Genomic DNA, 22,761 nt, shown 5'->3' with positions numbered 1-22,761 from the left:
ATGAACAAGCTCATGACGAGCGACCGCGGCAACCCAGGACTCGGCGTCCTCACGGGGGCGGTGATGCTGCTCGGCGCCGTCCTCGGACCGGGCGCCCTCTCCCTGCCCGCACTGGCCGCCGACGCCGCCGGGCCCGCGTCCCTGGTGGCGTGGGGCCTGCTGCTCGGTGCCAGCATCCCGGTCGCGGCCACCTTCGCGGCGCTCGGGAGCGCGTATCCCGACGGAGGGGGTGTCGCGCACTTCGCCGCCGGCGCGTTCGGACGACGGATCGCCGCACCGGTCAGCTGGTGGTTCCTCGCGGCGGTGCCGCTCGGTGTCATGGCCGCCGCGCTGATGGGAGGGCACTACATCGCGGCAGCCCTCGGCGCGGGTCCCGACGTCGCCCTGGCCGTCGGCCTCGGCCTGCTCGCCACGTCGTTCGTCCTCAACGCGGTCGGCCTCCACGCGACCGGCCGAGCACAGGTGCTGACCGCCGCGGTGATGGTGACCCTCCTGGTCGTCACCATCACGGTCTCGCTCGGCGGCGTCCACGCCGAGGCGTTCACACCGTTCGCGCCCAGCGGTCTGGGCAGCGTAGCCATCGCGTCGACCGTCCTGTTCTTCGCGTTCGCCGGGTGGGAGGCGGCCACCCATCTGTCAGCCGAGTTCGCGGACCCGGTCAATGGTCTGCGGCGCGCCACGGCGCTCGCCCTGTGCCTCGTGATCATGCTCTATCTCGGGCTGGCGGTGGTCACCATCGGTGTGCTCGGACCGGCGGCGGGCAGCACGCCGGCGCCCCTGCTCGTGCTGCTGCAGCGCGCGTTCGGCCCTACGGGCACGGCACTGGCCACGGTCGCCGCCGTGCTGCTGACCTTCGGAGCCATCAACGCCTACCTCGCCAGCGGTGCCCGGCTGGGTGCCGCCCTCGGACGGGACGGGTCCCTTCCCCGCTGGCTCGTCGGTCGGACGACGCCAGGACGTGAGCCGCGCCGAAGCCTCGGGTTCCTCGCCGTGTGCTGCCTGCTCCTCGCGGTTCCCGTGCTCAGCGGCGCCATCACGCTCGACGCCCTGGTCCGGGCCACCTCCGCCCTGCTCGCCGCGGTCTCTCTGGTCGGCGCCCTCGCCGGCACGCGGCTCCTGCGGGGACGGCAACGGCGCACGGCCGTCGTGGCGTCCTCGTTCCTCGGCGTCCTGCTCGTGTTCTGCGGGCCGCTGCTGGTGGTCCCTGCCGTGGTCGGTGGCGTGGCGATGGTGGTTCGGCGTGGGCTTCCGTCGCGGCCGGAGGACCGCAGCCGCCCCCGGTCCGCCGGTGCAGATCAGTCGGCTACAGATCAGTCGGCTCTGTCGTCGGCGCTCAGGCGCCCTCGACGAGAACGACGCGGAAGGTCGCTCCCTTGAAGCGGTGCTCTGCCACCTCCTGGTAGGCGGGGCTGTCGTACCAGGTACGCGCGTCGTCCATGGTCGGAAACTCCAGCACCACCACACCTTCCGTGGCGGGGCCTTCGAGGACCTGCTGCGGACCGTAGGCGGCGAGGATCTTCGCTTGGTGCCCCTCGAACGTCTTCCCGACGTTCTGGAGGTACGCGTCGACCTCGGACTGGTCCTGCGTGCTCTCCTTGAAGAACACGATGTATGCGCTCATGACGGGCCCCTTTGAACGACGAACAGCGCAGCGCGGGCAGCTACCGCTGCCGGGCTGACCATCGGACTGCTGCGAAACCAAGAGCGTAGTGCCTGCTCACGGGTACGCACCCGGATGAAACTCTCATCCCCCTCTCACGCGTTTCTCATGCTGACCTGGGAGCGTGGCCCTTCCGCCCGACGGAAGGAACGGACCACATGTCCAAGCTCTCCAGCTTGATCGGCCTCGCGAAGAAGGTGCTCGACTCCCAGACCGGGCAGCAGCAGCACGGGGCCACGCAGGGCTATCCGACCGCCCCACAGGGTCGGCCGAGCCCGTCGGCGTCCACCGACGCCGACCGGCAGGCCATCGCCCGCTACGACTACCTCATGCAGACCGCGGAGCCCCACCAGATCGAGCAGATCCACGCCGAGTCGTTCGCCCGACTGACCCCTGCGCAGCGCCAGGCGGTGCAGCAGCGCATGCAGACAGAGCTACCGCCGCACGAGCAGCCCCGATCGGCCGACGTCGCCGACCTGTCCCGGGCAGCCGCTCGGACGGAGGCACGCCGACCGGGCTCCATGCGATCAGTGCTCGCGAAGGTCGGCACGGGCGGAGCCGTGGCCGGAGTCGCGGTGGGCGGGGTCGGCGTCCTGGGCGTGGTCGCGGCCGGAGCCGCGGTGAGCAGCGTGGCCGGTCCACTCCTGGAGAACGCGGCGAACGTCGGCGTCGACTTCGAGACGCTCGCGTCGGGGGTCGACGTCGAAGGGCTCACGTCATCGCTGGGCGACCTCGGCACCGGCGCCCTCGACGAGGCCGCTGCGGGTGTCGGCGATCTCGGCACCGGCGCTCTGGGTGAGGCGACGACGGGCGTCGAAGACCTTGCCGGCACGGCCGACGGCGCACTCTCCGGGCTCGGGGACCAGGTCTCGGGTGCCGGCGAGCGGCTCACGGACCTCGCCAAGGGGTTCGACCCGCGCGACCTCTTCTGAGCCCGCTCCTTCTCGGAGCGGCAGGAAGCAGGGAGCCGGGACATCCATGAACGATGTCCCGGCTGCCGAGCCGCACGAAGGCAGACGTCCCCGATACGACAATGACGCGAGACATCAAGGATGTCCCGCGTCATCTCATCGGTGGACCTCCGTAGAGAGTTTGAGAACCCTTGCTCGGCTTTGAAAACGGTGGCTTTGCGCCGGTCACGCGGGCTCTACAAGCGTGATCGGCGGCCCCTGGAGCCGACGATAGTGGACTCGCGGGGTCGGATGGTGCGTGCAGTTGGGATGACTCAAACCATTCTGAGCCCCGCACGAGTGGACGAGCTGGTGGCCCTGTACCAGGCGGGTGCGACCCTCGTGGAGCTGGGCGAGCGGTTTAGTGTTCACCGCCGCACCGTCGCGGCGCATCTTGACCGTCGGTCAGTCCCTATCCGCAGGCGTGGCCTCAATGAGGCCCGTCTCGCTGAGGCGGTCGAGCTGTACGCGGGTGGGTTGACACTGATGGAGGTTGGTCTGCGGGTCGGGGTGAGCCAGCAGGCGGTCAGGCGGGCACTCGCCGCGGAAGGCGTCACGATCCGACCAAGCGGGCGGCGCGGGCCGGTCAGCGCCTGAGGCGAGAGGAGGCTGGAATCGCGACGGGCAGGGTGTCGGCAAACGTGGTGACATCGGCAAGTTGGCGCGTTTCGTAGTTTGCGGCGTAGACGTTCACGCCGGCGTCATGAAGGTCCGCGATGATCTGCGGCGCGGCGGGGAGGGTGCAGCTGAGCCGGTCCAGGCTGGCGACGAACACGACGGAGACCCGACCTGCCGAGGCGTCGGAGTGCAGCCGTGCCAGCTCCGGTCGAGCGCCGGCTTGGTCGCTGTAGGTGCGGGCGATGTCGAGGTGGAGGGCACGGGCGAGTGCGACGCAGGCGGACCGTTGGCGATCGTGTGCCTCGGGCGTGGGACCGGCGGTATAGGTGTAGGCAGCGGCGCTCATCGGAGTGTGCCCGCCAACTCGGATGCCTGACGCACTGAGCGATCGGACGTGACCTGTCCGTTGCGTGCGCGGCGCCGGGCGACCGCCTCCTGAACACGGGCGCGGACCAGGAGGACGAGGCTGGCCGGCCCCATGATGATGAACTTCATCGCGTTCCAGATTGACCACAACACCACCACGTGCAGCCAGCCGGGGCCCCCGTCGGCGATGAGGGTGGTGCAGATGTTCGCGATCAGCAGGTACGGCGCGGCGAGGAGCATCACGGGGATGCCCCATTTCAGGCCGCGGCGGGTGCGAATCGTGTCGAGCAGCCGGTTGGTGGGCATGTACCGGCGCAGGAAGTAGCGGCTGTGGACGCTGATGATCCAGAGAAGGCGGAACATGGCGGGCTCCTGGGTCACACGTGTCTCTCCGTCGAGGAGGCAGTACGTGTATGAGCGCCCGTGATGGGCCGTCCCGAAGGACCCGCAGATGAGGAGGATCTGCCTCACATTCCACTGTACGCCCAAGCAGGGGCACGCGGAACCCTCAGTGGGATGCGCCTCTGGGTGGACGCCGACATCGAATGGGCAACGGTTCTGTAGAGCGGTCCAGGAGAAGTGCTGAACAGGCAGACACCCGCGGGCACCAATAGGGTTGCTACTATCCAGTACCGAGCGGCCAACCTTCGCCGATGTCCGGGAGAGCATCCGACAGGACCGCGACCTCGGTGGCTTTCACGACGCGATGGGCAGAGTAGTTCAACTCGAACTTGCGGCGGCGGCGTTCTGCATAGAGTTCGGCAACCTGAGGCACATTATCGTAGGTCAATAACCAGTGGCTGTCAGCGACGTTGTTGAGCACCCGAGCCAAGGCTTCGTGGTTCTCGGCAGCAAACGCATTTAGGTACAACGAGCCCGCCTTCTCGAAGTAGGGCGGGTCAGCGTAGATAATCGTATCGTCCTTCGCTGCATACTCGGTGATGACCTCTACACCATCCCGCGATGTGGCCACAAGGTTGTCTGAGTACAGGGAGAGGATACGGAGGCGCTCCTCTAGCCCCTCCCGGTTGAAGCGCGCGTCAATCTTGTAGTTGCCGGTCTGATTGAGCCCTCCGATCGGGCCTCCATTTAGTACACCGGACCTGTTAGTGCGGTTGAGGTAGAACGTTGCGAAACCGAGCTTGGGAAGATCTTTCGTGTCAGCGGATACGTAGATCTCACGTTGCCGACGCCATTCGTTCACATCAAGTGGGACCTTGCGGACTCGATCGATCAAGAAATCTGGCTCGGCTTGCACAGTCGCCCAAAATGCGTAGATCGCAGGGTCGAGGTCGTTGATCACCACACGCTCTACCTGTCCGGTGACGAGGAGACTGAGCCCAGCTCCGACACCACCAGCGTACGGCTCAACGTAGGTACAACCGGCCATATCCATGTCGCGGATCATCTGCCGCAATCGCGAGTACAGCGCCGACTTCCCGCCGGGGTATCGAAGTGGTGAGATTCGCGGACGCCTGCTGGTGACACCGATTGGTGCCGCGCTCATGGCTTCATCGCATATCTCATGATCGAGTCGATCGAACTCCACATCGCGAACGCCTGGTCGGCATCGACCTTGAAGTGGTGGTTATGGTTGACCGCGTTGAGTGAATCGCTTGAGTTCGTGTATGTCACGAGCTTTCCGGTGCGTACGCCCTCAACGACCTGTATGAGGTACTTTGGACCGTTCGGTTTCACATAGTCCAGCAACCAGTTCAGAGCGTGCCCGAGCTGAACTCGGCCGTTCTGGTTGTTCCCGGTCGCCTTAATGTCGATCGACTTCGCCTCAGCAAAAGCTTTGATCGATTTCTCCAAAACCGCGCGAATCATGAGGAAGGTTGCGTTCGGAAACTTCTGAACGTCTATCTCCGACAACTCTCCGAGCAACAACTTCAATGCCTCGGGGTAGCTGTCCGGCGCCTTCACCTGGCCCAGGTCGAGGTTCTTCGGCTTCTTCTTCTTTCCCGCAGGAGGCTGTTTCGTCGTCGTTGCGCCCCCGGCTGTTCCAGAGGCAGCACCCGTCGAAGCGCCCGAGCCGGACGAGGTTCCAGTGCCCGTCGGGCTGGACCCGCCAGCCGCTGCCGCGCCTCCTCCCGCACTTCCAGTGGCTCCCGGCGCTTCGGACCCGCTAGGCCGAGTGGACTCAGTGCCATCCGCGACGATCCGACGAAGCTCGCCCATCAGCTGCGTATACCTGGGGCTCTTAACCGAGTTCAGACTACGGGTGTTGATGTTCTCGTCGTGCATCCCTTGAACGATGGCCGTCGCAATATTCTTGAATACAGGGTCCGAAACTGTCTTAGTGACACGTCCATCGGCCTGCATCGCGAGGCCCGTGAGTTCCAGAAAATCCTTTGACTCGTATATGCGGGCAAGGGTCGACAGCCCTCGCGCCCACTTTTTGGTCGTCAGGAAGTCCTGCAATTCCGCATCGTCGTACTTGACTGACTTGAAGAGATTAATGATGTGAGCGCGGAAGACAAACTTCCTAACGTCAATCGTCGGATATCTCGTAAGAAGCTCGTTCAACTTCCGTCCAGCGTCGATTTGCGCCTGGAAGAATGCGGCCTGCCTGCTTGGGCTCCACGCCTTCCGCAGATTCCCCGTGTGAATCGCCGCGATGAGCTGGTCCGCTTCCGTCTGGTTCGGCGCAACCATCACCCGAATTTTTGAAAGAGCAGACCGGTCAGGCAGGAGGGCCGCAAGAGCCGCAATGCGTGCCTGGTAGTCGGGAACAAGCATTGGGTTCTGAATAGCTTTGAGCGCGGCCAGTCGACGGTTCCCCTCGACCACGACGGACTTTCCGCGACGCTTGAGCACGACAGGCGTCTCGTGCGTCAGGTAGCCAACCTTGCAAATGCCCTCAACCAGTCCGAGCGCGTCTTCGTTGACGAAAAGGTCTTCGATGATGTCAGCCTCAACCTTTGCGTCCGCGACTTCTAGGCGAACATTTTTCGGGTCGAGATGCACCTCTTTGAGAACGTCGAGTTCCACCTCCGGCCACCGCGATGTGTCTAGCATTCGCAGGACCTCCATTCGGGACGCCATGCCCGAAGCTCACGCTCTGCGGAAGCGCCAAACTCTGATAGATGCAAGCGAGACGCAAAGACTCCTTCGAGTGTCAGAAGCCGCATCGTTCTAATGGTCATTCGTGCCTGCTCCTCTCGCTTCGTCCGAACCTCGCACATAGGCGAGAACGTCACTCTTGACGAAGCGCCAGGCTCGTCCCACCTTCTCTCCCGGGAGGGAGCCCGAGCGCGCAAGAGCGAGGACCGTCTTGGTCGAGACACGGAGCAGGGCCGCTGCTTCGTCGGTCGTCAGGACCTCGTGATCTTCCGCCATCTTCTCGTAGCCTCCTCGTAAGGGACGTATCTTCACGCTATCAGGCATTAGAGCGGGCGGCCATCTCTCTGGTCAGAGGCCGAGTTCGTGTGTCATGCGTGGTGCCGGATGCTGCCGGGCACCGGGTTCTTGCGGTCTGTCTGTGAGGCTTCGGAGCGCGGCTTCTGCACGTGCAGCGTCGATCCTCTGCGCTGTCGTCCCCGGCGTCGGGCCGAGGGGCGCATCGTCGGTGATGCCGTACCGGTCCCGGTAGGCGGCGACCGTGCGGGCATGCCTCCGCCAAACTGTTGCCTTCCGCGAATCGCGAGGAGGCACGCCTAGCGGTCTCGTCCAGACTTCCCCAGCGCCGCGTGCGGTGTCGAGTACCACGTCGGCGCGGTCCTCGATCAGGTCGCGCCGCTCATCGAGCGATCGCCGCATGTCGGTGCTCATGGCGCCATCGGCGTGCGGGACGAGACCGGCGATCAGGCGCGGCGCCTTGCGGGTGCGGCCGGACCCCACCGGTTGTGAGGTGGCACGCGCGACCCGGTGGTGCAGGACGGCCGCGATGTCGTCAGCGTCACCGAACCCGCGTGCGGCCACGAGGCGCGGGAACACGGTGTCGAGGTCGTGATGGTTCGCCTCGGCCCTTCGCAGCTCGGCCGTGAGCGCGCCGAACGCTTCCGAGTCGAGCGCGGCGTCGACTTGCTCGGCGGTGAGTCCGGATGCACGAACCAGGCTCGCCCAGCGGTCGCGTTGCGCAGTGGCGGCGATCGTCTCGTATTCTGCGGCGAGCTGCGCGATCGACCCCCACTGCTCGTGTTCGGCGGTAATCGTCTCGTGTGCGGACATCTCAGCGCCGACGTGTCGGAGCACCCCGTACAGCACGCTCCTGCCTGTGGCTTCGCGGTTGTCGCCCGGATGCGGGGCGGCATGGTCGTCGGCCCGGTCGAGGATCACATACGCCTGGTTGGAACGCATGCCTCTTGTCATCGCGACGTAGAAGTTCTCCCGCGCCGTTGTCGGTTCCACGAGGACGTGCGCCGTATCAACGGTGACGCCCTGGGCGCGGTGGGCGGTGACCGCATACCCGAGATCAACGTGCGCAGCCACATAGGACGCCGGGAGGACGATAGAGTTGCCGAACCTGCGCCCGGTCTTGCGGATCGAGACCGAGCCGTCGTCGCGGACGTTAGTGATGGTCCAGGTGTCGCCGTTGCGCACCCACTCCTTGCTGTTGCGGAGGCGGCGGTCGTTGCGGCGGGTGATGATCGTGTCGCCGAGCCCGGCGGCGGTGCCGCCGTTCAGCTCCACCTCCCGGCCCGGTGTCAAGGTGCCGTCGAGGATCAGGTCCGCGCGGGCGCGCTGGTTGAGGGTGGTGACGTCGTCGCGGGTCTCCGCGATCAGCACCGACACCAATCCCCCGTTCCGGTCGGCGCGCCAAGCGGCGTAGGCGGCATCCGTCATTGCCTCGGCGTCACCGTCGCGGATGCGTCCGTGGTCGAGGTAGGTGTCGATCACCTGCGTCCGCCCGTGCCGCAACGACAGTGAGGCCGTCTTCTCCCAGGTGTTCACGAAGCGGTGGACATCGACCAGTTCGGGCGCATCATCCCGGTCGTTCACCAGCAGTCCGAATGCGCCGCCGGCGTCCACCGACTGGAGCTGGGCGAAGTCGCCAACCAGCAGCGCTTTCGCCCCCGCCCGCTCGGCCAGGTGCGTGATGCGATCCAGTGAAAGGGTGCCGCCCAGAGATGCCTCGTCGATGATGACGAGCTGGCCGGACTGGAACGTCTCGCCACGGGTGAGATGGTTCTGCCACCACTTTGCCGTGTTCTCCGTCGCGATTCCCAAGTCCTCGGCAAGCACCTGCGCCGCGACCGCGGAGGGCGCCAGACCGACCACGGACCCGGCGCCGTGTTCCATCTCCCATGCCCTCCGCAGCGCGGACATGGCCGTGGTCTTGCCCGCGCCGGCGGGGCCCACCAGCACGTCGAGCATCCGGCCCGAGACGGCGACCTTCATCAGCGCGTCGGCCTGGTCCTCACCCAGCATCCGCCCCTCGGCGTCCGGGCGGGACGTGATCTTCTCCACCGTCGCCAGCGGGACGGTGGGCGCGGTGAGGGTGCGCGCGCGGTCGAGCAGCCGGCCCTCGGCCGCGAGGAGTTCTTCGGAGGAGAACACCGTGGAATGCCGGGGCCGGAACACACTGGTGCCGTCCACCCGGCGGAACGTCACAGGGCTGGTGGCGAGGTCGGGCGGCGTCAGCCGCAACGAGACGCCTTCGGCGGCATCGGCGACCATCCCGACGATCGCCTCCCGATCCCGCATCGAGGCGAACCGCCAGCCCATCGTCTGGCGCGACGCCTCCGCCATCAGATTCCACCACCGCCACGTCGACCGCTTCTCACCCACGACACAGACGACGCTCTCGCCGAGTTCGGCGATCACATCCAACGGCACATCATCGGCCCGCAGCAGCAATGGTGCCGCGTTGTCGGCGACGGCGCGTGCCCAGGCGGTGGCGTCCTGACCGAGAACGGTCGTGGCGCGACTGCGCCACTCGCTGGTGAGGTCGGCCAGCGACCGCACCTCCTTCTCCGGCCGAGTGGCAAGGGTGGCCTGTGCCCGGAGCTTGATGATCGTCGCTGTGGACGGTTGGTGTCCGTGCTTGGCGACGTACGCGGCGATGAGCCGGTTCTTCTCGACGTCGATGTGCCGGGCGCGGGTGGAGAACTCGACAACCAGCTCCTCCGGCACGCTCGCGATCGCCCATGCCGGGTTCCGGTCACGGCCCATGTCCCGGTCCTCCCACTCGACGCCGAACGTGCGGGTCATGTGATCGGCGAACACACCCTCGTGCAGCTCCGAGAGAGCGACCACGGCGGCGTGCATCGGCCGCCCATCCAGCGACCGCCAATTTCCATCCAAGGTCGTCTTGACCTTGTTGGAGATGACGACGTGGGTATGCAGGTGAGGGTCGCCCGCGCGGGAGTCGAAGTGATCGAACGCCGTGGCCACCAGCCCGGTGACATCGACCTGTGCAACGGCCCCGTCCCCGGCGGTTGCGCCGGTACGGGTGGCTGCAACCTCCCGCTCCATGAACGCAACCACCTCCGCAACCGCCGCATGGTGCGCCTCGCCAATCAGCGCTTGCGTCCCGGCGTCGGCGACCGCCCACAACGCCGAGGCTGACTTCGGGATCGAGAACGTGAAGTCGAACCCCGCCACCGCACGCCGCGTCCCACGCGCGCGCTCCTCGGCCTCGATCTGCGCGACCGCCTCACCCTTCGCGCCCGGACTCAGGTCCGCGTCCAGGTCGGCGATCCGCGCCTCGATGCGCTCGTACACCGACTTGTAGGCAGGGAACGACAGACCGAGCGGGTCGCCAGTCATTGGGTCGCGACCCATCCCCATCAAGAGCTGGAGCTGGGCCTCCGACACCCGATCACCGACCGAGAGCTGCCCCTTGCCGAGCGAGACGACACCTGAGCCCAGCCATTGGCCCGGTGGTGTTCCAGCCTCCACGTAGTACCTCGTCAGAGGCGTCGACAGCGACCTGTCGCCATCGGCCGCGGCGACCGTGCGGAGCAGGTACTTGTACCCGTCACCTGCACTCATCACCCGCATCGAAACCGTCACCAGAGCACCGCCTCTCGACAACCAGGTGAGCCGACGCCGACCGAGCGGAACACCGTCAACTTTGGTTGACGACCTCGACCTGCAAGACGCGTGGCAGCTTCGAGAGCGGACTGCCAATGCTTGGAAAGGGACTCGAAGGTGGTCCGCGGTGCGCAGGCCTCGTGGGTTGGCTGGCAAGCTTCGATGGCGGCTGAGCAGGTTCGTCCACCAGGTAGGTGATCAGCCTGTAGAACACTCCAAAGGGTTCGGTCCGGGGAGCGTCCGGAGCCCTCATGCACGACGGCATCCCCTGACTCGCGCGTCGCCTGAGGGTCGGGTCCGCTGTTCTCCCGATGCGGCGGAGTCGACCTCACCATCGAGCACAGCCGCCTAGCTCCCTCGGCCGCCGGCGCGGTGGAGGCGGACATCTGCCCTGCACACCGGTGGGCCACGCGACGTGGTTGCGTGCTTCTGTCGGCTGCTCGGGGTTGAATGGGAGCAGCAGCAGTGGTTCCCGAGACGATCGGGTTGGAGCGTAGGAGGCAACTCGTGCCCGAGAGTCGACATCGCTACCTCTACGAGCGCCTGGGCGACCACGACTTTCAGCAGCTGGTCAGCGCACTGCTCGCGAACCAGTTTCCCGACTACCTCCCGATGGCTCTCCGTCAGGCTGACGGCGGTCGAGACGGCCTGCGCAAGGTCGATGCTTCGAACGTGCTGATCTATCAGGTCAAGTGGTCGGTCAGCGGGAAGGAGAAGGACCCGGTCACCTGGCTTGACCAGGTCGTCAAGAAGGAGGAAGCCAGTTTGCGGCGCCTGGCCGCACAAGGAGTCCGCCATTACACGCTGGTCACCAACGTGGCCAGCACGGCTAAGGAGGAATCGGGCACGTTCGACCGGCTGGACAGCAAGCTCCAGGCGTATGCAAAAGACTTCGGCTACGAGCAGATGACCTGCATCTGGCGCGAGGCGCTCAACCCGTGGGTCGACAACGCACCGACCGAGACCAAGTGGGCCTACGCCGAGATGCTTGCGGGGTGGGATCTGGTCCGATACCTCGTCGCCGAGCACGTCGGTGCGGGTAAGGACAAGGCACATCGTGACCTGGTCCGCAAGGTCGCGGCCGCCCAGTGGGAGGACGACAAGCGGGTCAAGTTCAGCCAGTCCGATGTGGACCGAGAGAAGGTCGTGGACCTTTTCGTTGATGTCACCGCCGACCGCGTCCACACCGTAGCCAGCAAGCATTCGCAAGCACAATCAGCGACCACCTTGGGCGGTGCCGCCGCCTACCTGTTGCGAGCATCGGCGCCCTTCACCCTCGTCCGGGGCGCGCCAGGACAGGGCAAGTCGACCCTCAGCCAGTACCTCTGCCAGACCCACCGCAGGTCATTCATCCCCGAGAGCGACAGACCTGACTCACTACCCGAGCTGGATCAGCCGCGGTTCCCCATCAGACTAGACCTGAGCGATTACGCCCTCTGGCTCGGCGGCAACGACGTGTGGGACCACTCCGAGGTCCGCAAGCAACGCAAGGCCAAAGCACGCAAGAGTGAGCAGACAACGATCGAGTGCTTCCTCGCCGATCTGATGACGCACGAGAGCGGAGGGATCGCCGCTGGTGCCAAGACGGTTCAGGACATCTTCGAGCGCGTCCCCAGTCTAGTCGTGCTGGACGGACTCGACGAAGTAGGCAGCGCCACCATACGAGGCAGGATCGTCAACGAGATCGACAAGTTCGTCGGTCGTGGTAAGGCCTACACCGACCCGCCCAGAGTCGTCGTCACCACGCGCCCCAGCGCCGGTGAACTGCCCGAGCCGTCACCGAACCTGTTCGAGATCGTGACCCTCAACCAGCTCACCGTCGAGCAGCGTGACGCCTACCTGCGCAAGTGGTGCGCGGTCCGAGGGATCAGGGGCAAGGATGGTCGCGCCCTGCGGAAGAGCTTCCGGGAGAAGAGCCGCGAGCCCTACATAAACGAACTCGCGGGCAATCCGATGCAGCTGACAATCCTGCTCGACCTTCTCCATCAGCAAGGAGCAGCCACTCCCACTCAACGGACCGATCTCTACGACAAGTACGTCGAGCTGCTGTTGGCTCGCGAGGCGAACAAGCACCCCAAAGCGGTTCGCGACCACAAGGAAGAACTCCTTGAGATCATCCCGTTCCTTGGCTGGTACCTGCACGCGCACACCGAGGAATCGCAGATCAACGGCCGCATGAGCGTGGACGAACTCAAGGAGGCCATGCGGCACTTCCAGCGCACTTACGGCAACCGCGAGTCGATCGTCGACCAGCTCTTCGAGGGAGCCAGCGACCGGCTGTGGGCGCTGACCAGCAAGGTCGATGGGAGCTACGAGTTCGAGGTTCTCTCCCTGCGAGAGTACTTCGCCGCCCGATTCCTCTACCACAACGCGGGCGAGGACAACTCGGCCTTCGACAGCACGACCGTGCTGCGCGAACTGCTGCGTCGACCGTACTGGCTCAACACCGCCAGGTTCTACGGTGGCAACGCCAAGGGCAACGGCATCTACCCCCTGACCGCCGGGATCGAAGAGGAGCTGGCGCAGAGCACGTCGCCAGCCTCCTACCTCGCCACGTGGGCGTTGCTCACCGACGGTGTCTTCCTGCGCCGACCCCGCGAGGCACGCAAGATCCTCACGGCACTTTGCTCAGACGCCGGGATCACGATGCTGCTGTCCGCGCTCGACCGCCGCGACATCATCGCGCTGCCCGAACTGCCCTATCTCCCTGACGAGGACGGCGCCGACCCCACCTGGGTCCGGCTGACCACCTTGATCAGTAAGGACCCGGCCGACAGCGACAACACGCAACGGGTACGCGCTCTGCGCGAGCTGTTGAATCAGCGCAGCCAGTTCAGCGCATGGTGGTACGCGCAGCTCACCGCAACCATCGGCACACCACAGCAGAACGCATGGCTCAGACTCGGTGCCGAATGCGAGGCCGGCGCGGGAGTCACGGCATCGTTCGAGCACATCGACCTGTCCGAAGGCGCCGCCGAGCTCCTCCTCAGCACAGGGCTCATCCCTACGCCAGGAAGCTCACTCGAAGCAGCGCTTCTCGAAGCAGCATTGGATGGTGAATGCCCCCTCGTGACATCAACCCGGTCCATGCCAGCACAAGTCGCGGTGGCCTTGTCTCCGGGCGGCTTCTTTACGAGTTCCAAGACCGGTTTCGTCGGCAGTAATGAGAAGACGAAACGTCGCCGAACCGAGGCGGTCAACCAGCTCAGACGAGCCGGTTCGCCTTACGCCCAGATCGCCAAGCAACGAGCCTTCAAGGCGGGACAGAAGGGCAGTACGTTTCCCTGGGCGGATACTGCTGCTGCACTACACGAACACACTGGACGGCGCTGGCTCGCGTCGGAGATCGCCATCATCGGCGCCGCATCTCCCTTCCCGCCCGCGTACACCAAGAAGCCCGGCTCCACACCCTTCGGAAGCACGAGTCACCCTTCCGAACTCCTCGCACAAGCCCGAGCCAACAGCCGCAACGCCGACTGGTGGCGCGAACAGCTCGATGTCCTCGACGATGATCTGGCCAGATCGGAGTGGGCACTCGCTCTGTGGTGCACCGCATCCGGTCCTGTCGTCACAGAACTGTCGCCCACGCTGGAGTCCGTGCTCAGTCAGCTCCCCGCGCCACGTCGAAGCACAGTTCTGCGAGCCGCCGACCAGATCGCCCGTTACGGCTGGCTGAGCAAGCGACCGGTCACAGCCGCCACCGACGTCCCGGAGCTAGCCGCGCTGAATGAACTTCGCACCTCGGCGCCGCCGACAATTGGGCGAGACGGTGGAGCAGCTACATCACGCGACAGCTCCGTGTCGGCGCCCTCCTTACTCAGCGTTGCCCGCGAAGGGAAGTGGCTCAAAGTCGATGCGAAGCCCGCCTATAGATAGGGACAGTGCTGGGTGTCGACGACCTCACCGTGCCTGACCATGCGAGCCTGTGGATTCCTCCCACCTCTGAGCGACGTCGAGAGCGACACTCCGCTCGACGTCGTCCTCGGGAGCTTCAGCGATCGCGCGTAGCTCTATAAGCGCGCCCGGCGTGATGAGACTCGATATGCCAATCGCCGACCAGGCCGGGTAGGGCTTGGCCACATGCCGGTCCTTAATCGCGACGAACGATTCCAGATGGCTGGGCAGGTCGCCGTGGTAGGTGGTGATCTCGACCAGTGAGGCGAAGTCGCATCCGGCGACGGCCAAGTAGTCGCGTAGGTGGGTGAAGAGCTGCTCGAACTGCGCGATGGGGTCTGCCGAGACCGTCCCTCTCACCTGTTCCGGTGACGCCTGAGAGAAACAGCAGCCCTCGACTGCGTACTGCGTGGGAGAAGTGCCAATGGTTCTCGAAGCTAGTGCCTCGTCAAGAAGCGATGGGTAGGTAATCGGGCCGTCGGATCTTGGAGCCGATGGCGAAGTTGGTCTTGGGTAGGGCGCGCTTGTTCTTCCAGCGCAGGTAGCCGCCGATCGCGGCTTCCTGGGTGGCGTGGTCGGGGTAGTCGCTGCCGTCGAGGGTGAAATAGCGCAAGGCGGCGAATTCGGACTCGATCCAGTTCAACCAGGACGCGTTGGACGGTGTGAAGACCAGCTCGACGTCGTTGTCCTCGCACCAGGTGAGGACTTCGGTCTTCTTGTGCGGGGAGAAGTTGTCGCAGATCACGTAGAGCTTGCCAGCCAAGCGGCGCCGCAGCTGGCGCAGGAAGTCGAGGAACTCATGCCAGCGTTTGCGGTTCCGGAATCGGTACAGCATCCGACCGGTGGCAAGGTCCAACGCGCCGAACATGTGCCGCACGCCACCGGTGCGGTGGTAGGTCGCCCGCAGCCGAGCCGGCCGCTGGCTCGGGAACCAGCCCCGCCCGGGTCGCGGCTGCAGGTTCAACGGCCCGAACTCGTCCACGCACACCACGTGTCCGTCGGTCGGCGGGTCGTCGTAAAGCTCCAGCACCTGAGTCTTCTTCTCGGCGAAGGCTGGATCCGTCGAGCCTTTCCAGGTCTTGGTCGCCTGCCAGCTGACCCCGCCAGTCTTGAGGATCTGACGCACTGTCTCGGTACTGACGGTCTCCACGACCCGCTCGGCGATCAGGTGCTCGACCAGCTTGGACAGGCTCCAACATGTGAACGCCAACCCCAACTGTTGTGGCTCGCAGCGGGCGATCCGACAGATCTGCTCACGCGTTTCCGCGCCGATCCTCCTGGTCCGCCCGCCGCTCACTTTTGGGTCCAGCACCGTGAACCCCCGCTCGTTGAAGTCATGCACGACCCGCCGCACATAGCCCTCGGTAGTCGCGAACATCGCCGCGATGTCGGGCACCGACTGGCCCTGCGCCGAGGCCATCACGATCGTGGCCCGTCGCAGCCGCACCGGGTTCTTCGACGTCCTCGTCGTCCGCTGCAACCGCTGCCCCTCCTCGGCAGACAGCTCGCGAACGAACACCTCTGGCTTCCTCGCCATCGGATCGATCACCTCCACCGACAGAGTCGACGTCCATAACCGACAAGACAAGGGCGACACAGTTACCGACCCAACTCAACTTGACGAGGCACTAGCTGTACAACGTTCCACGAAGTGCTGCATGTCGCCAGCATCTCAGATCGGTTGGGCACACGAACGCTGGCAGACGGCCTGCGGATCGGACCGGCTTCGACGACCTTCTGCTACCGGTCCTTCTCCACGTGGGTGGTGTCGACGTCGAGTGCGATGCCGTCGGCCCCAATCAGCACGACCTCTGGCACAGGGTTGCCGGCTGAGTCGACGAGCGTGGAGTGCGCTTCGTCGGAGGCGAAGGCATGGCGTTCTCCCCACTGGCGCAATGTGACGACGACAGGCAGCAAGTCGCGACCTGCATCGGTGAGCACGTACTCCTGGCGACGGCCGGAGGTGGCGGTGCGCTGTTCGAGGATGCCGTGTGTGGCGAGCTTGCGGAGGCGGTCGGTGAGGATGTTGCGGGCTATGCCGGTGCGTCGCTGGAACTCGTTGAAGGAGCGTGCGCCGTCCATCGCGTCGCGGATCACCAGGAGGCTCCACCGGTCGCCGACGAGGTCGAGCGTGCGGGCGACCGGGCACTGCGGGTCGGTCCAGTCCAGAGCTGTGGCGCGTGTGTGGTTGTTCGTCATCACCCCTCCTGATCAGTTGCGAATTGAAACCATTGTGACGTACTGTCGGATCAGTTGCAATTTGCTACTGATCGAGGAGGTTGTCAATGGACGCGAAGCGACGATGGCTGCTTGCAGTGCTGTGTGGGGTCGCGGTCGCGAGCATCTACGCCGCCCAGCCGATGCTTGAGCCGATGGGGCGCGATCTCGGTGTGCCGGCAGGACTCACCGGCTGGATCGTCGCGACGGGTCAGCTGGGCTATCTGGCGGGACTGGTGCTGCTCGTGCCGCTGGGCGACGCCCTCGATCGTCGCCGGCTCATGGCCACGCTCCTGACCCTCACTGCGGCAGGAATGGTCCTGACAGCTTCCGCATCAGCCGCGTGGGTGGTGTTCGTGGGGCTGGCGACGACCGGCCTATTCGCCGTCGTGGTGCAGACCGCGGTGGCCTATGCCTCATCGGTCTCGACGCCGGCAGAGCGCGGCCGCAACATCGGCGTCGTGACCTCGGGTGTGGTCGTCGGCATCCTCGGCGCGCGAGTCGTTGCCGGTTGGCTTGCCGAGGCATGGGGTTGGCGCAGTGTCTATGTCGTCCTCGCGGTGCTGACATTGAGCCTGGCCGCACTCGTGCTCGTCCTGTTCCCACCAGAGACCCGCGCCCATCGACCTCTGACGTACTGGCGGATCGTGGGTTCGATGGGTGGGCTGCTCAGACAGCGCCTCTTCGTGACCCGCGCCCTCATCGCGTTCTTCTTGTTCGCGTCCTTCGGGAGCATGTGGAGCGGGTTGTCCCTGCCGCTGTCGGGTTGGCCGTGGGATCTGAGCGAGAGACAGATCGGGTTCTTCGGCATCGCAGGCCTCGCCGGGGCGCTCGGCGCGGCACGAGCGGGACGGTGGGCAGATTCAGGACGCGCGACCTCGGTCACGGGTCTTGCGTTAGCGCTGCTGATCGTCTCCTGGGCAGCGATCGCGCAACTGCCGTGGTCGCTGTGGCTGCTCGTCGCAGGCGTTATTCTCCTCGACTTCGCCGTCCAGGCTGTGCACGTCAGTAACCAACATCTGCTCACCGCCGCGCATCCAGAACGCACCAGCACTGTGATCGGGGGCTACATGGTCTTCTACTCCCTCGGCTCCGCCCTCGGCGCAGCCGCGACCACCGCCACCTACGCATCCGGCGGTTGGGCGGGTTCCAGCATCCTCGGAGCCGGATTTGCAGCCTGCGCCCTGATCGTCTGGGCCATCGACAAGCGAGCGACCCCACGCCGAGTACAAGCCCTTGATCCGAGCGTCGAGAACCTCAGCACGTGAAACCCACACGTTCGCCGCAGCAGCCCAGGTGCTGCCAGCTTGGCTTCGCCAAATCGGCCAGGAAAGACACTCCGGACTGGGCGGGCTGTCCGTGATGCGGCTCCGGTGACGCCCGATAGGAACAGTGGCCCGCATCGGTAGAACCGGTCAGGCCTCACGAATGGGTGTGTTGTCGGGGCAGCAGTGGGCTGTGGGCCCTGCGAGGTCGGCGATGCCGTCTCGGCGGGCGAGTTCAGTGATGTACAGCTGGATGACGACCAGGTCGGTGGGTGCGGTGTCGCGGAGACCTTCCACGGTCGGCAGTACTTCTTCCATCCACCACATCCCGGCCTGGGTGTGGGCGTCGACGTCGGCCTGACCGTCACGTTGTCGGCGAAATCTCCGGGCCAAGGCAGCATCGGCCAGACGTGCAGAACCAGCAGCCCACCGGCCTCAACGGTTCGAGGCACTACCGCTGGCATCGAGGGCCACGGCGACGGACCCATCGACGCTCCACCACGGTGCTCGACAACATGACGGTCCGAACCGAACTGCGGTTCGCACCGATCGTTGCGCGAACCACCGCCGTTCACCACCCCATCAGTCCGGTCGCCTACGACTGCGTGAAGGTCATCTTCGTCCGCGCGGGGTCCGCGATCCTGCTCAGCGAGTTCGGCGAGAAACCCGTTAAAGTCGGTGACGTCATTGCCCTTGCTGCAAACACGTTGTGCGGAAGCGAACCCGAAGGCTCGATCACCGTCAGCACCCTCTACCTCGACCGCGACTACATCATCGACCAGGTGTTCTGGCAGCACGCCGCGCTGCTCACGGATCGGTGGGACGCGCAGGATTTCGCCGACGAGCTGTACTCCGCGCCAGCCCAGATACTCCACCTCGGCGAGGACCGCGCCGCGATGCTCATGCCATGGCTCGACGAGCTGGTGGAACTCAGCATCGACGGCGCATCATCGGGTCGGTTCTACCGGATGCAAGCCCTACTCTTCGCGGTGCTCGACGTGACCACCCCCTACGTGAGGACCACCCCGGTGCGCCGCACGCCCAACCAGCGGAAGACCTCCCGCCGGCCCGGCTCTCCATCGCTTCGTCAGTTCGCGCCGTTGCGCACCGAAGCCCGGCAGGCGCTCAAACTGCTCCGTCACCACCCCGAGGAGCGGTGGACCCTTCAGAGGCTCGCCGCTGCCGTGCACTTGTCGCCGTCCCAGCTCGGCCGGGTCTTCGTAGACGCCTACGGCAAAACACCAATGACCTACCTCTCGACAGTGCGCGCCGAGCGATTGGCACGGCTGCTACGCGAGACCGACCTACCTGTCGAGACAGCAATGCGTCAGGCCGGCTGGCACAGCCGGGGCCACGCCGCCCGGATGTTCCGCCAGGCTGTTGGCGTCACACCGACCCGTTACCGGCAGCTCAGCAGGGAGAAGTCCATCGCCTGAACCTCGACACAGATCGTCGCATAGGCAAGACGCGTGTCGTCGGTGAGGGCTGGACAGCCCGGCGGTTGGACCACCGACGGTTTTCGAGTCCAGACTCACCCCCGTCTCGTTGCCTCACCTGGTCGTGCGCATCCCTCGTGCAAAGGGTCGCGTGTTGTGCCATCACTGGGGTGATGTGGCGGACTTCGGTGACTTGGCGGCGAGAACGGCACTGGCGATGGACTTCGCTTCTGCGAAAACTCTGCCATTCTGCCGATAGCTGGCGGTCACGACGGCACCGTCGAGAAGCAGCATCCACCGGCCTGCGAGGTCGTCGGCCGCTTCGATGCCTGCCGTGTCCAACAGCTCTGCGAGGTAGTCGGTGACGGCGGCTTTGTGTGACGCGGCGCGGCAGTGAATGGGATCATCGGGGTCGGTGACCTCGGCCATCGTGTTGATGAAGGCGCACCCTCTGAAGCGGGTGAGTCGTGCGCGTTCGGCGACCGCATCAAACACCGCGAGCGGTTCATTGCCCAGCTCACTGACGCGCGTTCGTAGCCAGGTGCGGTACTCGGCGTCATAGTCATCGAGCATCGCGGCGACCAGTTCGTCCTTGCTCGCGAAGTGTCGGTAGAACGATGCTCGGCCGACCCCGGACTCCTCTAGGAGTCGCTCAAGGCCCACTGCTCGCACACCCTCGGAGTAGAAGAGCTTCCCAGCCGTCTCCAGGAGCCTCTGTCGCGCTTTGACCGCCATGCCCTCCAGCGTAGTGGCACTTGACTCCAGACGGAACCGGTCGGTACCGTTACAAGAACGGTACCGACCGGTTCCATCTGGAGAGGAAGCGAACACCACCTGTGAAATATGTCGAAGAGAAGGACGCGCACCGAGCGCACCGTCTACCCGCCGGGGTGTTCGTGCTTGCCCTGGGCGTGTTCGTCATCGGCACGGGCGAATTCGTGCTGGCCGGCCTTATCCCGCTGTTCGCCGCAGACTTCGCTCTGAACTACAGCACGGCGGGGCAGGTGGTCACCGTCTTCGCGCTCACCTGCGCCCTCGCGGCTCCAATCTTGACTACGGTCACCGCGAAGTGGCCCCGCAAGCGAGTGCTGGTGACCGCTGGTCTGGCGTACTTGGTCGGCGCCGTTGCCACCGCCCTGGCACCGACCTTCGGGTTTCTGCTGGCTGGGCAGATCGTCGCGGCCGTGGGCACCGGCCTGTTCATCCCCAACGCGTCGGTCACCGCCGCCGACCTGGTTTCGAAGGACGCCGGAGGGCGTGCGATCGCAGCAGTGGTGACCGGTTTTACCCTCGCTGTCGCCTTCGGGGCACCAGCCGGCACCGCGATCGGTGCGCTGTATGGCTGGCGAATCACCATGTGGCTAGCGGCTGGTGTCGCCGTGCTCGGCGTTATCGGCGTGGCGATCCTCATCCCTCATTCTGTGGGGAGCACCGACACCAGTGGGCTCCGACAGCGACTGGCTCCGCTGCGCGACCGCCGCGTGCTGGCGCTGCTGGCCACCACCTTGGTGGCCTTCACGGCCGTCTACATCCCCTACACCTACATCGGTGCGATCTTCGACCCAGCCACCAGCGGTGACGGGTTGCGACTCGGGCTGCTGATGACCACTTTGGGCGTGACGGGCGCCATCGGCAATCTCGCGGCGGGTCGCCTGGTGGACCGGTACGGCGGCTCGCTGGTCGTACTCGTCGCCTTGCTGTGGCTGATCCTCAGCTTTGCGATGATTGCCTTCACCCAGACCGTCTACGCCTGGTCGCTTATCGCAATCGGGTTCTATGGCATCGCGGCCTTCGCGATCACCACTCCGCAACAACACCGACTCATCTCCCACGACCCCGACAGAGCTCCGGTCGTGCTGTCGTTGAACCAGGCCGTTCTCTACCTCGCCATCGGCACGTCGGGACTCGTCGGCGCTGCCGGGATCGAGGGTGTCGGAGCCGACCACGTCATCTGGATCGCGGCAGCACTTGCCCTCCTTGCCATCGCACTCTCGGCGTTTGGACGACCACAGAAGCAAAGAGCCGGGTCATCGCACACCCGGCCTTGACATTCATCGAGGCCCTGCTCTTCGATGAGCCGTTCTAGGCCGTCCAGATTCACGCGGGAACCGGGAGCCCGCGGACCAGGTCATCGAGCCCGGCTTTTATGCGCGCGAGCCTCATCCCTTGCTGTTCGCGCTGCTGGACGAACGTGCCAGCAGCCAGCGGCGCGAGGAGAGCCTGCGCCAGATACTCCGCGTCCGCATCGGGAGAAGCCTCATGAATCAGTGACGCTAGATGTTCGCGGTGGACCGTGTAGGGACCGCTGCGATGTCGTCTTTCCGGCGACATGGTCGCCTCGGCGGCCGCCATCAATGGCCCATAGGTGTCCAAGACATCGACGTACGCATGGAGAAACGCCCGGATGCGTTCGACTGGCTCGGCACCTGGGCCCAGCGGCGGCGGCCCGCTTGCCATCGCTTCCTGTAGGCGTCGCTCGCGCTCGTCCATCATCGCCTCGACCAAGCCGCCCTGGTCCTCGAAGCGGCGGTACACCGTGCCGACACCCACCCCGGCGGCCGCCGCGACCTCGTTCATCGTCAGGGCGGCGACGCCCTTGGCCGCGACGAGCTCTTCGGCAGCGGCGAGAATCCGTCCTCGGTTCCGCGCCGCGTCCGCACGCTCGGCGCGTGACCCTAGGCCGCTGGCGCGTGCCGTCGCCGACGCTGTCGTTGCCACGGGTGTGCCCTCCTACTCCTTCGGCGAACCTCACCTCGATCCTACCGGAGTCGATTGACATCCGGATAGCTATCCGTATAGTAGAAGCGGATAGTAATCCGGATACAGGAGGTAAATCATGGACGACGTGGGGTTGCTGCTGATTCGCGTGGTGGTTGGTGGACTGCTGGCCGGCCACGGTGTTCAGAAACTCTTCGGCTGGTTCGGTGGAGGCGACCCGGCTGAGACGGCTCGGCAGTTCGGCGCGATGGGCTACCGGGGAGGACGTGCCATGTGCGTCCTGGCTGGCCTGACCGAGCTCGTCGCCGGTCTGGCCCTCGCAACCGGCACAGCAACGGCGGTGGCGGCTGCAGCCGTGGTCGGAGTGATGATGAATGCGGCGGTAGCCGCGCATGGGAGCAACGGTCTCTGGGCGCAGAACGGTGGGTACGAGTACCCGCTGGTGACAGCGGTCGTCGCGACCGGAATCGCCGTCCACGGCCCAGGCGCGCTCTCGGTTGATTCCGTGCTCAGACTCCCGGCGACCGGCTGGGCGTGGGGCCTCGGCGGCGCCGCCGTCGGTGTGGTCGCCGCGATCGCCGTCCTCGCCTCGCGCGAACGTCAAATCCCCTCGGCTCAGGAGGGCCATGAACAAGCGGGCATGCCATGACTGATAC

Annotated in this window: 20 protein-coding genes; 7 read left to right on the top strand and 13 right to left on the bottom strand. The window is 65.6% G+C overall.

Annotated features, from left to right (window positions below):
• Nucleotides 1–1,377 carry an APC family permease gene (locus ACFSL2_RS23880; RefSeq protein ID WP_377200223.1) on the top strand — a complete coding sequence of 459 codons (1,377 nt, stop codon included), beginning with the start codon at nucleotides 1–3 and terminating at the stop codon, nucleotides 1,375–1,377.
• Here ACFSL2_RS23880 and ACFSL2_RS23875 read toward each other — a convergent pair.
• The gene (locus ACFSL2_RS23875; protein ID WP_377200222.1) at nucleotides 1,334–1,621 is read right to left on the bottom strand and encodes a DUF1330 domain-containing protein; all 288 of its coding nucleotides are present in this window, start codon (nucleotides 1,619–1,621) and stop codon (nucleotides 1,334–1,336) included. The genes ACFSL2_RS23880 and ACFSL2_RS23875 overlap by 44 nt on opposite strands.
• 197 nt (nucleotides 1,622–1,818) lie before the next feature.
• Between ACFSL2_RS23875 and ACFSL2_RS23870 the strand changes: the two genes are divergently transcribed.
• Nucleotides 1,819–2,592 carry a hypothetical protein gene (locus tag ACFSL2_RS23870; RefSeq protein ID WP_377200221.1) on the top strand — a complete coding sequence of 258 codons (774 nt, stop codon included), beginning with the start codon at nucleotides 1,819–1,821 and terminating at the stop codon, nucleotides 2,590–2,592.
• A 604-nt stretch (nucleotides 2,593–3,196) separates the two neighbouring features.
• On the opposite strand, the gene ACFSL2_RS23865 is transcribed toward ACFSL2_RS23870, so the two are convergent.
• The 6 genes from ACFSL2_RS23865 to mobF all read right to left on the bottom strand — a co-directional run bounded on the left by ACFSL2_RS23865 (nucleotide 3,197) and on the right by mobF (nucleotide 10,542).
• A complete protein-coding gene (locus ACFSL2_RS23865) occupies nucleotides 3,197–3,574 on the bottom strand; it encodes a recombinase family protein (RefSeq protein ID WP_377200220.1) in 378 nt (125 codons plus the stop codon).
• On the bottom strand, nucleotides 3,571–3,957 hold the full coding sequence (locus ACFSL2_RS23860; protein WP_377200219.1) for a sulfate permease: 387 nt from the start codon (nucleotides 3,955–3,957) through the stop codon (nucleotides 3,571–3,573). The genes ACFSL2_RS23865 and ACFSL2_RS23860 overlap by 4 nt, the downstream gene beginning before the upstream one ends.
• A gap of 259 nt (nucleotides 3,958–4,216) precedes the next feature.
• The gene (locus tag ACFSL2_RS23855; protein WP_377200218.1) at nucleotides 4,217–5,101 is read right to left on the bottom strand and encodes a DNA adenine methylase; all 885 of its coding nucleotides are present in this window, start codon (nucleotides 5,099–5,101) and stop codon (nucleotides 4,217–4,219) included.
• Complete coding sequence (locus ACFSL2_RS23850) at nucleotides 5,098–6,588, bottom strand: hypothetical protein (protein ID WP_377200217.1); 1,491 nt, start codon at nucleotides 6,586–6,588, stop codon at nucleotides 5,098–5,100. Before ACFSL2_RS23850 ends, ACFSL2_RS23855 begins: the two co-directional genes overlap by 4 nt.
• A gap of 144 nt (nucleotides 6,589–6,732) precedes the next feature.
• On the bottom strand, nucleotides 6,733–6,936 hold the full coding sequence (locus ACFSL2_RS23845; protein ID WP_377200216.1) for a helix-turn-helix domain-containing protein: 204 nt from the start codon (nucleotides 6,934–6,936) through the stop codon (nucleotides 6,733–6,735).
• 72 nt (nucleotides 6,937–7,008) lie between these two features.
• Nucleotides 7,009–10,542, bottom strand: coding sequence for a MobF family relaxase (mobF, locus tag ACFSL2_RS23840; protein WP_377200886.1), 3,534 nt, complete (start codon nucleotides 10,540–10,542; stop codon nucleotides 7,009–7,011).
• 540 nt (nucleotides 10,543–11,082) lie between these two features.
• Here mobF and ACFSL2_RS23835 point away from each other — a divergent pair.
• Entirely contained in the window at nucleotides 11,083–14,451 is a 3,369-nt protein-coding gene (locus ACFSL2_RS23835) for an NACHT domain-containing protein (RefSeq protein ID WP_377200215.1), read from the top strand.
• A gap of 24 nt (nucleotides 14,452–14,475) precedes the next feature.
• On the opposite strand, the gene ACFSL2_RS23830 is transcribed toward ACFSL2_RS23835, so the two are convergent.
• The 3 genes from ACFSL2_RS23830 to ACFSL2_RS23820 form a co-directional block, all read right to left on the bottom strand.
• Nucleotides 14,476–14,829, bottom strand: a complete 354-nt coding sequence (locus ACFSL2_RS23830) for a Rid family hydrolase (protein WP_377200214.1) — start codon at nucleotides 14,827–14,829, stop codon at nucleotides 14,476–14,478.
• 88 nt (nucleotides 14,830–14,917) lie between these two features.
• Nucleotides 14,918–16,024, bottom strand: coding sequence for an IS630 family transposase (locus ACFSL2_RS23825; RefSeq protein ID WP_377200213.1), 1,107 nt, complete (start codon nucleotides 16,022–16,024; stop codon nucleotides 14,918–14,920).
• 185 nt (nucleotides 16,025–16,209) lie between these two features.
• A complete protein-coding gene (locus ACFSL2_RS23820; RefSeq protein WP_377200212.1) occupies nucleotides 16,210–16,668 on the bottom strand; it encodes a winged helix-turn-helix transcriptional regulator in 459 nt (152 codons plus the stop codon).
• Between the two features lie 86 nt (nucleotides 16,669–16,754).
• Here ACFSL2_RS23820 and ACFSL2_RS23815 point away from each other — a divergent pair, with 86 nt between their 5' ends.
• Nucleotides 16,755–17,954: an MFS transporter gene (locus ACFSL2_RS23815; protein WP_377200211.1), complete on the top strand. Its 1,200-nt coding sequence runs from the start codon at nucleotides 16,755–16,757 to the stop codon at nucleotides 17,952–17,954.
• A gap of 147 nt (nucleotides 17,955–18,101) precedes the next feature.
• On the opposite strand, the gene ACFSL2_RS23810 is transcribed toward ACFSL2_RS23815, so the two are convergent.
• The gene (locus ACFSL2_RS23810; RefSeq protein ID WP_377200210.1) at nucleotides 18,102–18,269 is read right to left on the bottom strand and encodes a hypothetical protein; all 168 of its coding nucleotides are present in this window, start codon (nucleotides 18,267–18,269) and stop codon (nucleotides 18,102–18,104) included.
• Between the two features lie 197 nt (nucleotides 18,270–18,466).
• On the opposite strand from ACFSL2_RS23810, the gene ACFSL2_RS23805 reads away from it, so the two are divergent.
• Nucleotides 18,467–19,387, top strand: a complete 921-nt coding sequence (locus ACFSL2_RS23805; protein ID WP_377200885.1) for a helix-turn-helix domain-containing protein — start codon at nucleotides 18,467–18,469, stop codon at nucleotides 19,385–19,387.
• A 162-nt stretch (nucleotides 19,388–19,549) separates the two neighbouring features.
• Here ACFSL2_RS23805 and ACFSL2_RS23800 read toward each other — a convergent pair whose 3' ends face one another.
• Entirely contained in the window at nucleotides 19,550–20,122 is a 573-nt protein-coding gene (locus ACFSL2_RS23800; RefSeq protein WP_377200209.1) for a TetR/AcrR family transcriptional regulator, read from the bottom strand.
• 20 nt (nucleotides 20,123–20,142) lie between these two features.
• On the opposite strand from ACFSL2_RS23800, the gene ACFSL2_RS23795 reads away from it, so the two are divergent.
• Complete coding sequence (locus ACFSL2_RS23795; protein WP_377200208.1) at nucleotides 20,143–21,435, top strand: MFS transporter; 1,293 nt, start codon at nucleotides 20,143–20,145, stop codon at nucleotides 21,433–21,435.
• A gap of 49 nt (nucleotides 21,436–21,484) precedes the next feature.
• Here ACFSL2_RS23795 and ACFSL2_RS23790 read toward each other — a convergent pair whose 3' ends face one another.
• Entirely contained in the window at nucleotides 21,485–22,105 is a 621-nt protein-coding gene (locus tag ACFSL2_RS23790) for a TetR/AcrR family transcriptional regulator (RefSeq protein ID WP_377200207.1), read from the bottom strand.
• Nucleotides 22,106–22,223: 118 nt separating this feature from the next.
• Here ACFSL2_RS23790 and ACFSL2_RS23785 point away from each other — a divergent pair, with 118 nt between their 5' ends.
• Nucleotides 22,224–22,754, top strand: a complete 531-nt coding sequence (locus ACFSL2_RS23785; protein WP_377200206.1) for a DoxX family protein — start codon at nucleotides 22,224–22,226, stop codon at nucleotides 22,752–22,754.
• Nucleotides 22,755–22,761: the final 7 nt, after the last annotated feature.

Source organism: Promicromonospora aerolata (assembly GCF_042682255.1).
GTDB lineage: Bacteria > Actinomycetota > Actinomycetes > Actinomycetales > Cellulomonadaceae > Promicromonospora > Promicromonospora aerolata.
Note: the sequence above shows the minus strand (reverse complement) of the source record. Positions and strands in the feature narration are given on the sequence as shown.

Coding starts and splice junctions, on each gene's coding strand:
- ACFSL2_RS23845 (WP_377200216.1), bottom strand. CDS start 6,936: ATGGCGGAAGATCACGAGGTCCTGACGACCGACGAAGCAGCGGCCCTG.
- mobF (WP_377200886.1), bottom strand. CDS start 10,542: ATGCGGGTGATGAGTGCAGGTGACGGGTACAAGTACCTGCTCCGCACG.
- ACFSL2_RS23815 (WP_377200211.1), top strand. CDS start 16,755: ATGGACGCGAAGCGACGATGGCTGCTTGCAGTGCTGTGTGGGGTCGCG.
- ACFSL2_RS23855 (WP_377200218.1), bottom strand. CDS start 5,101: ATGAGCGCGGCACCAATCGGTGTCACCAGCAGGCGTCCGCGAATCTCA.
- ACFSL2_RS23820 (WP_377200212.1), bottom strand. CDS start 16,668: ATGACGAACAACCACACACGCGCCACAGCTCTGGACTGGACCGACCCG.
- ACFSL2_RS23810 (WP_377200210.1), bottom strand. CDS start 18,269: ATGGAAGAAGTACTGCCGACCGTGGAAGGTCTCCGCGACACCGCACCC.
- ACFSL2_RS23805 (WP_377200885.1), top strand. CDS start 18,467: ATGACGGTCCGAACCGAACTGCGGTTCGCACCGATCGTTGCGCGAACC.
- ACFSL2_RS23870 (WP_377200221.1), top strand. CDS start 1,819: ATGTCCAAGCTCTCCAGCTTGATCGGCCTCGCGAAGAAGGTGCTCGAC.
- ACFSL2_RS23880 (WP_377200223.1), top strand. CDS start 1: ATGAACAAGCTCATGACGAGCGACCGCGGCAACCCAGGACTCGGCGTC.
- ACFSL2_RS23860 (WP_377200219.1), bottom strand. CDS start 3,957: ATGTTCCGCCTTCTCTGGATCATCAGCGTCCACAGCCGCTACTTCCTG.
- ACFSL2_RS23785 (WP_377200206.1), top strand. CDS start 22,224: ATGGACGACGTGGGGTTGCTGCTGATTCGCGTGGTGGTTGGTGGACTG.
- ACFSL2_RS23800 (WP_377200209.1), bottom strand. CDS start 20,122: ATGGCGGTCAAAGCGCGACAGAGGCTCCTGGAGACGGCTGGGAAGCTC.
- ACFSL2_RS23875 (WP_377200222.1), bottom strand. CDS start 1,621: ATGAGCGCATACATCGTGTTCTTCAAGGAGAGCACGCAGGACCAGTCC.
- ACFSL2_RS23865 (WP_377200220.1), bottom strand. CDS start 3,574: ATGAGCGCCGCTGCCTACACCTATACCGCCGGTCCCACGCCCGAGGCA.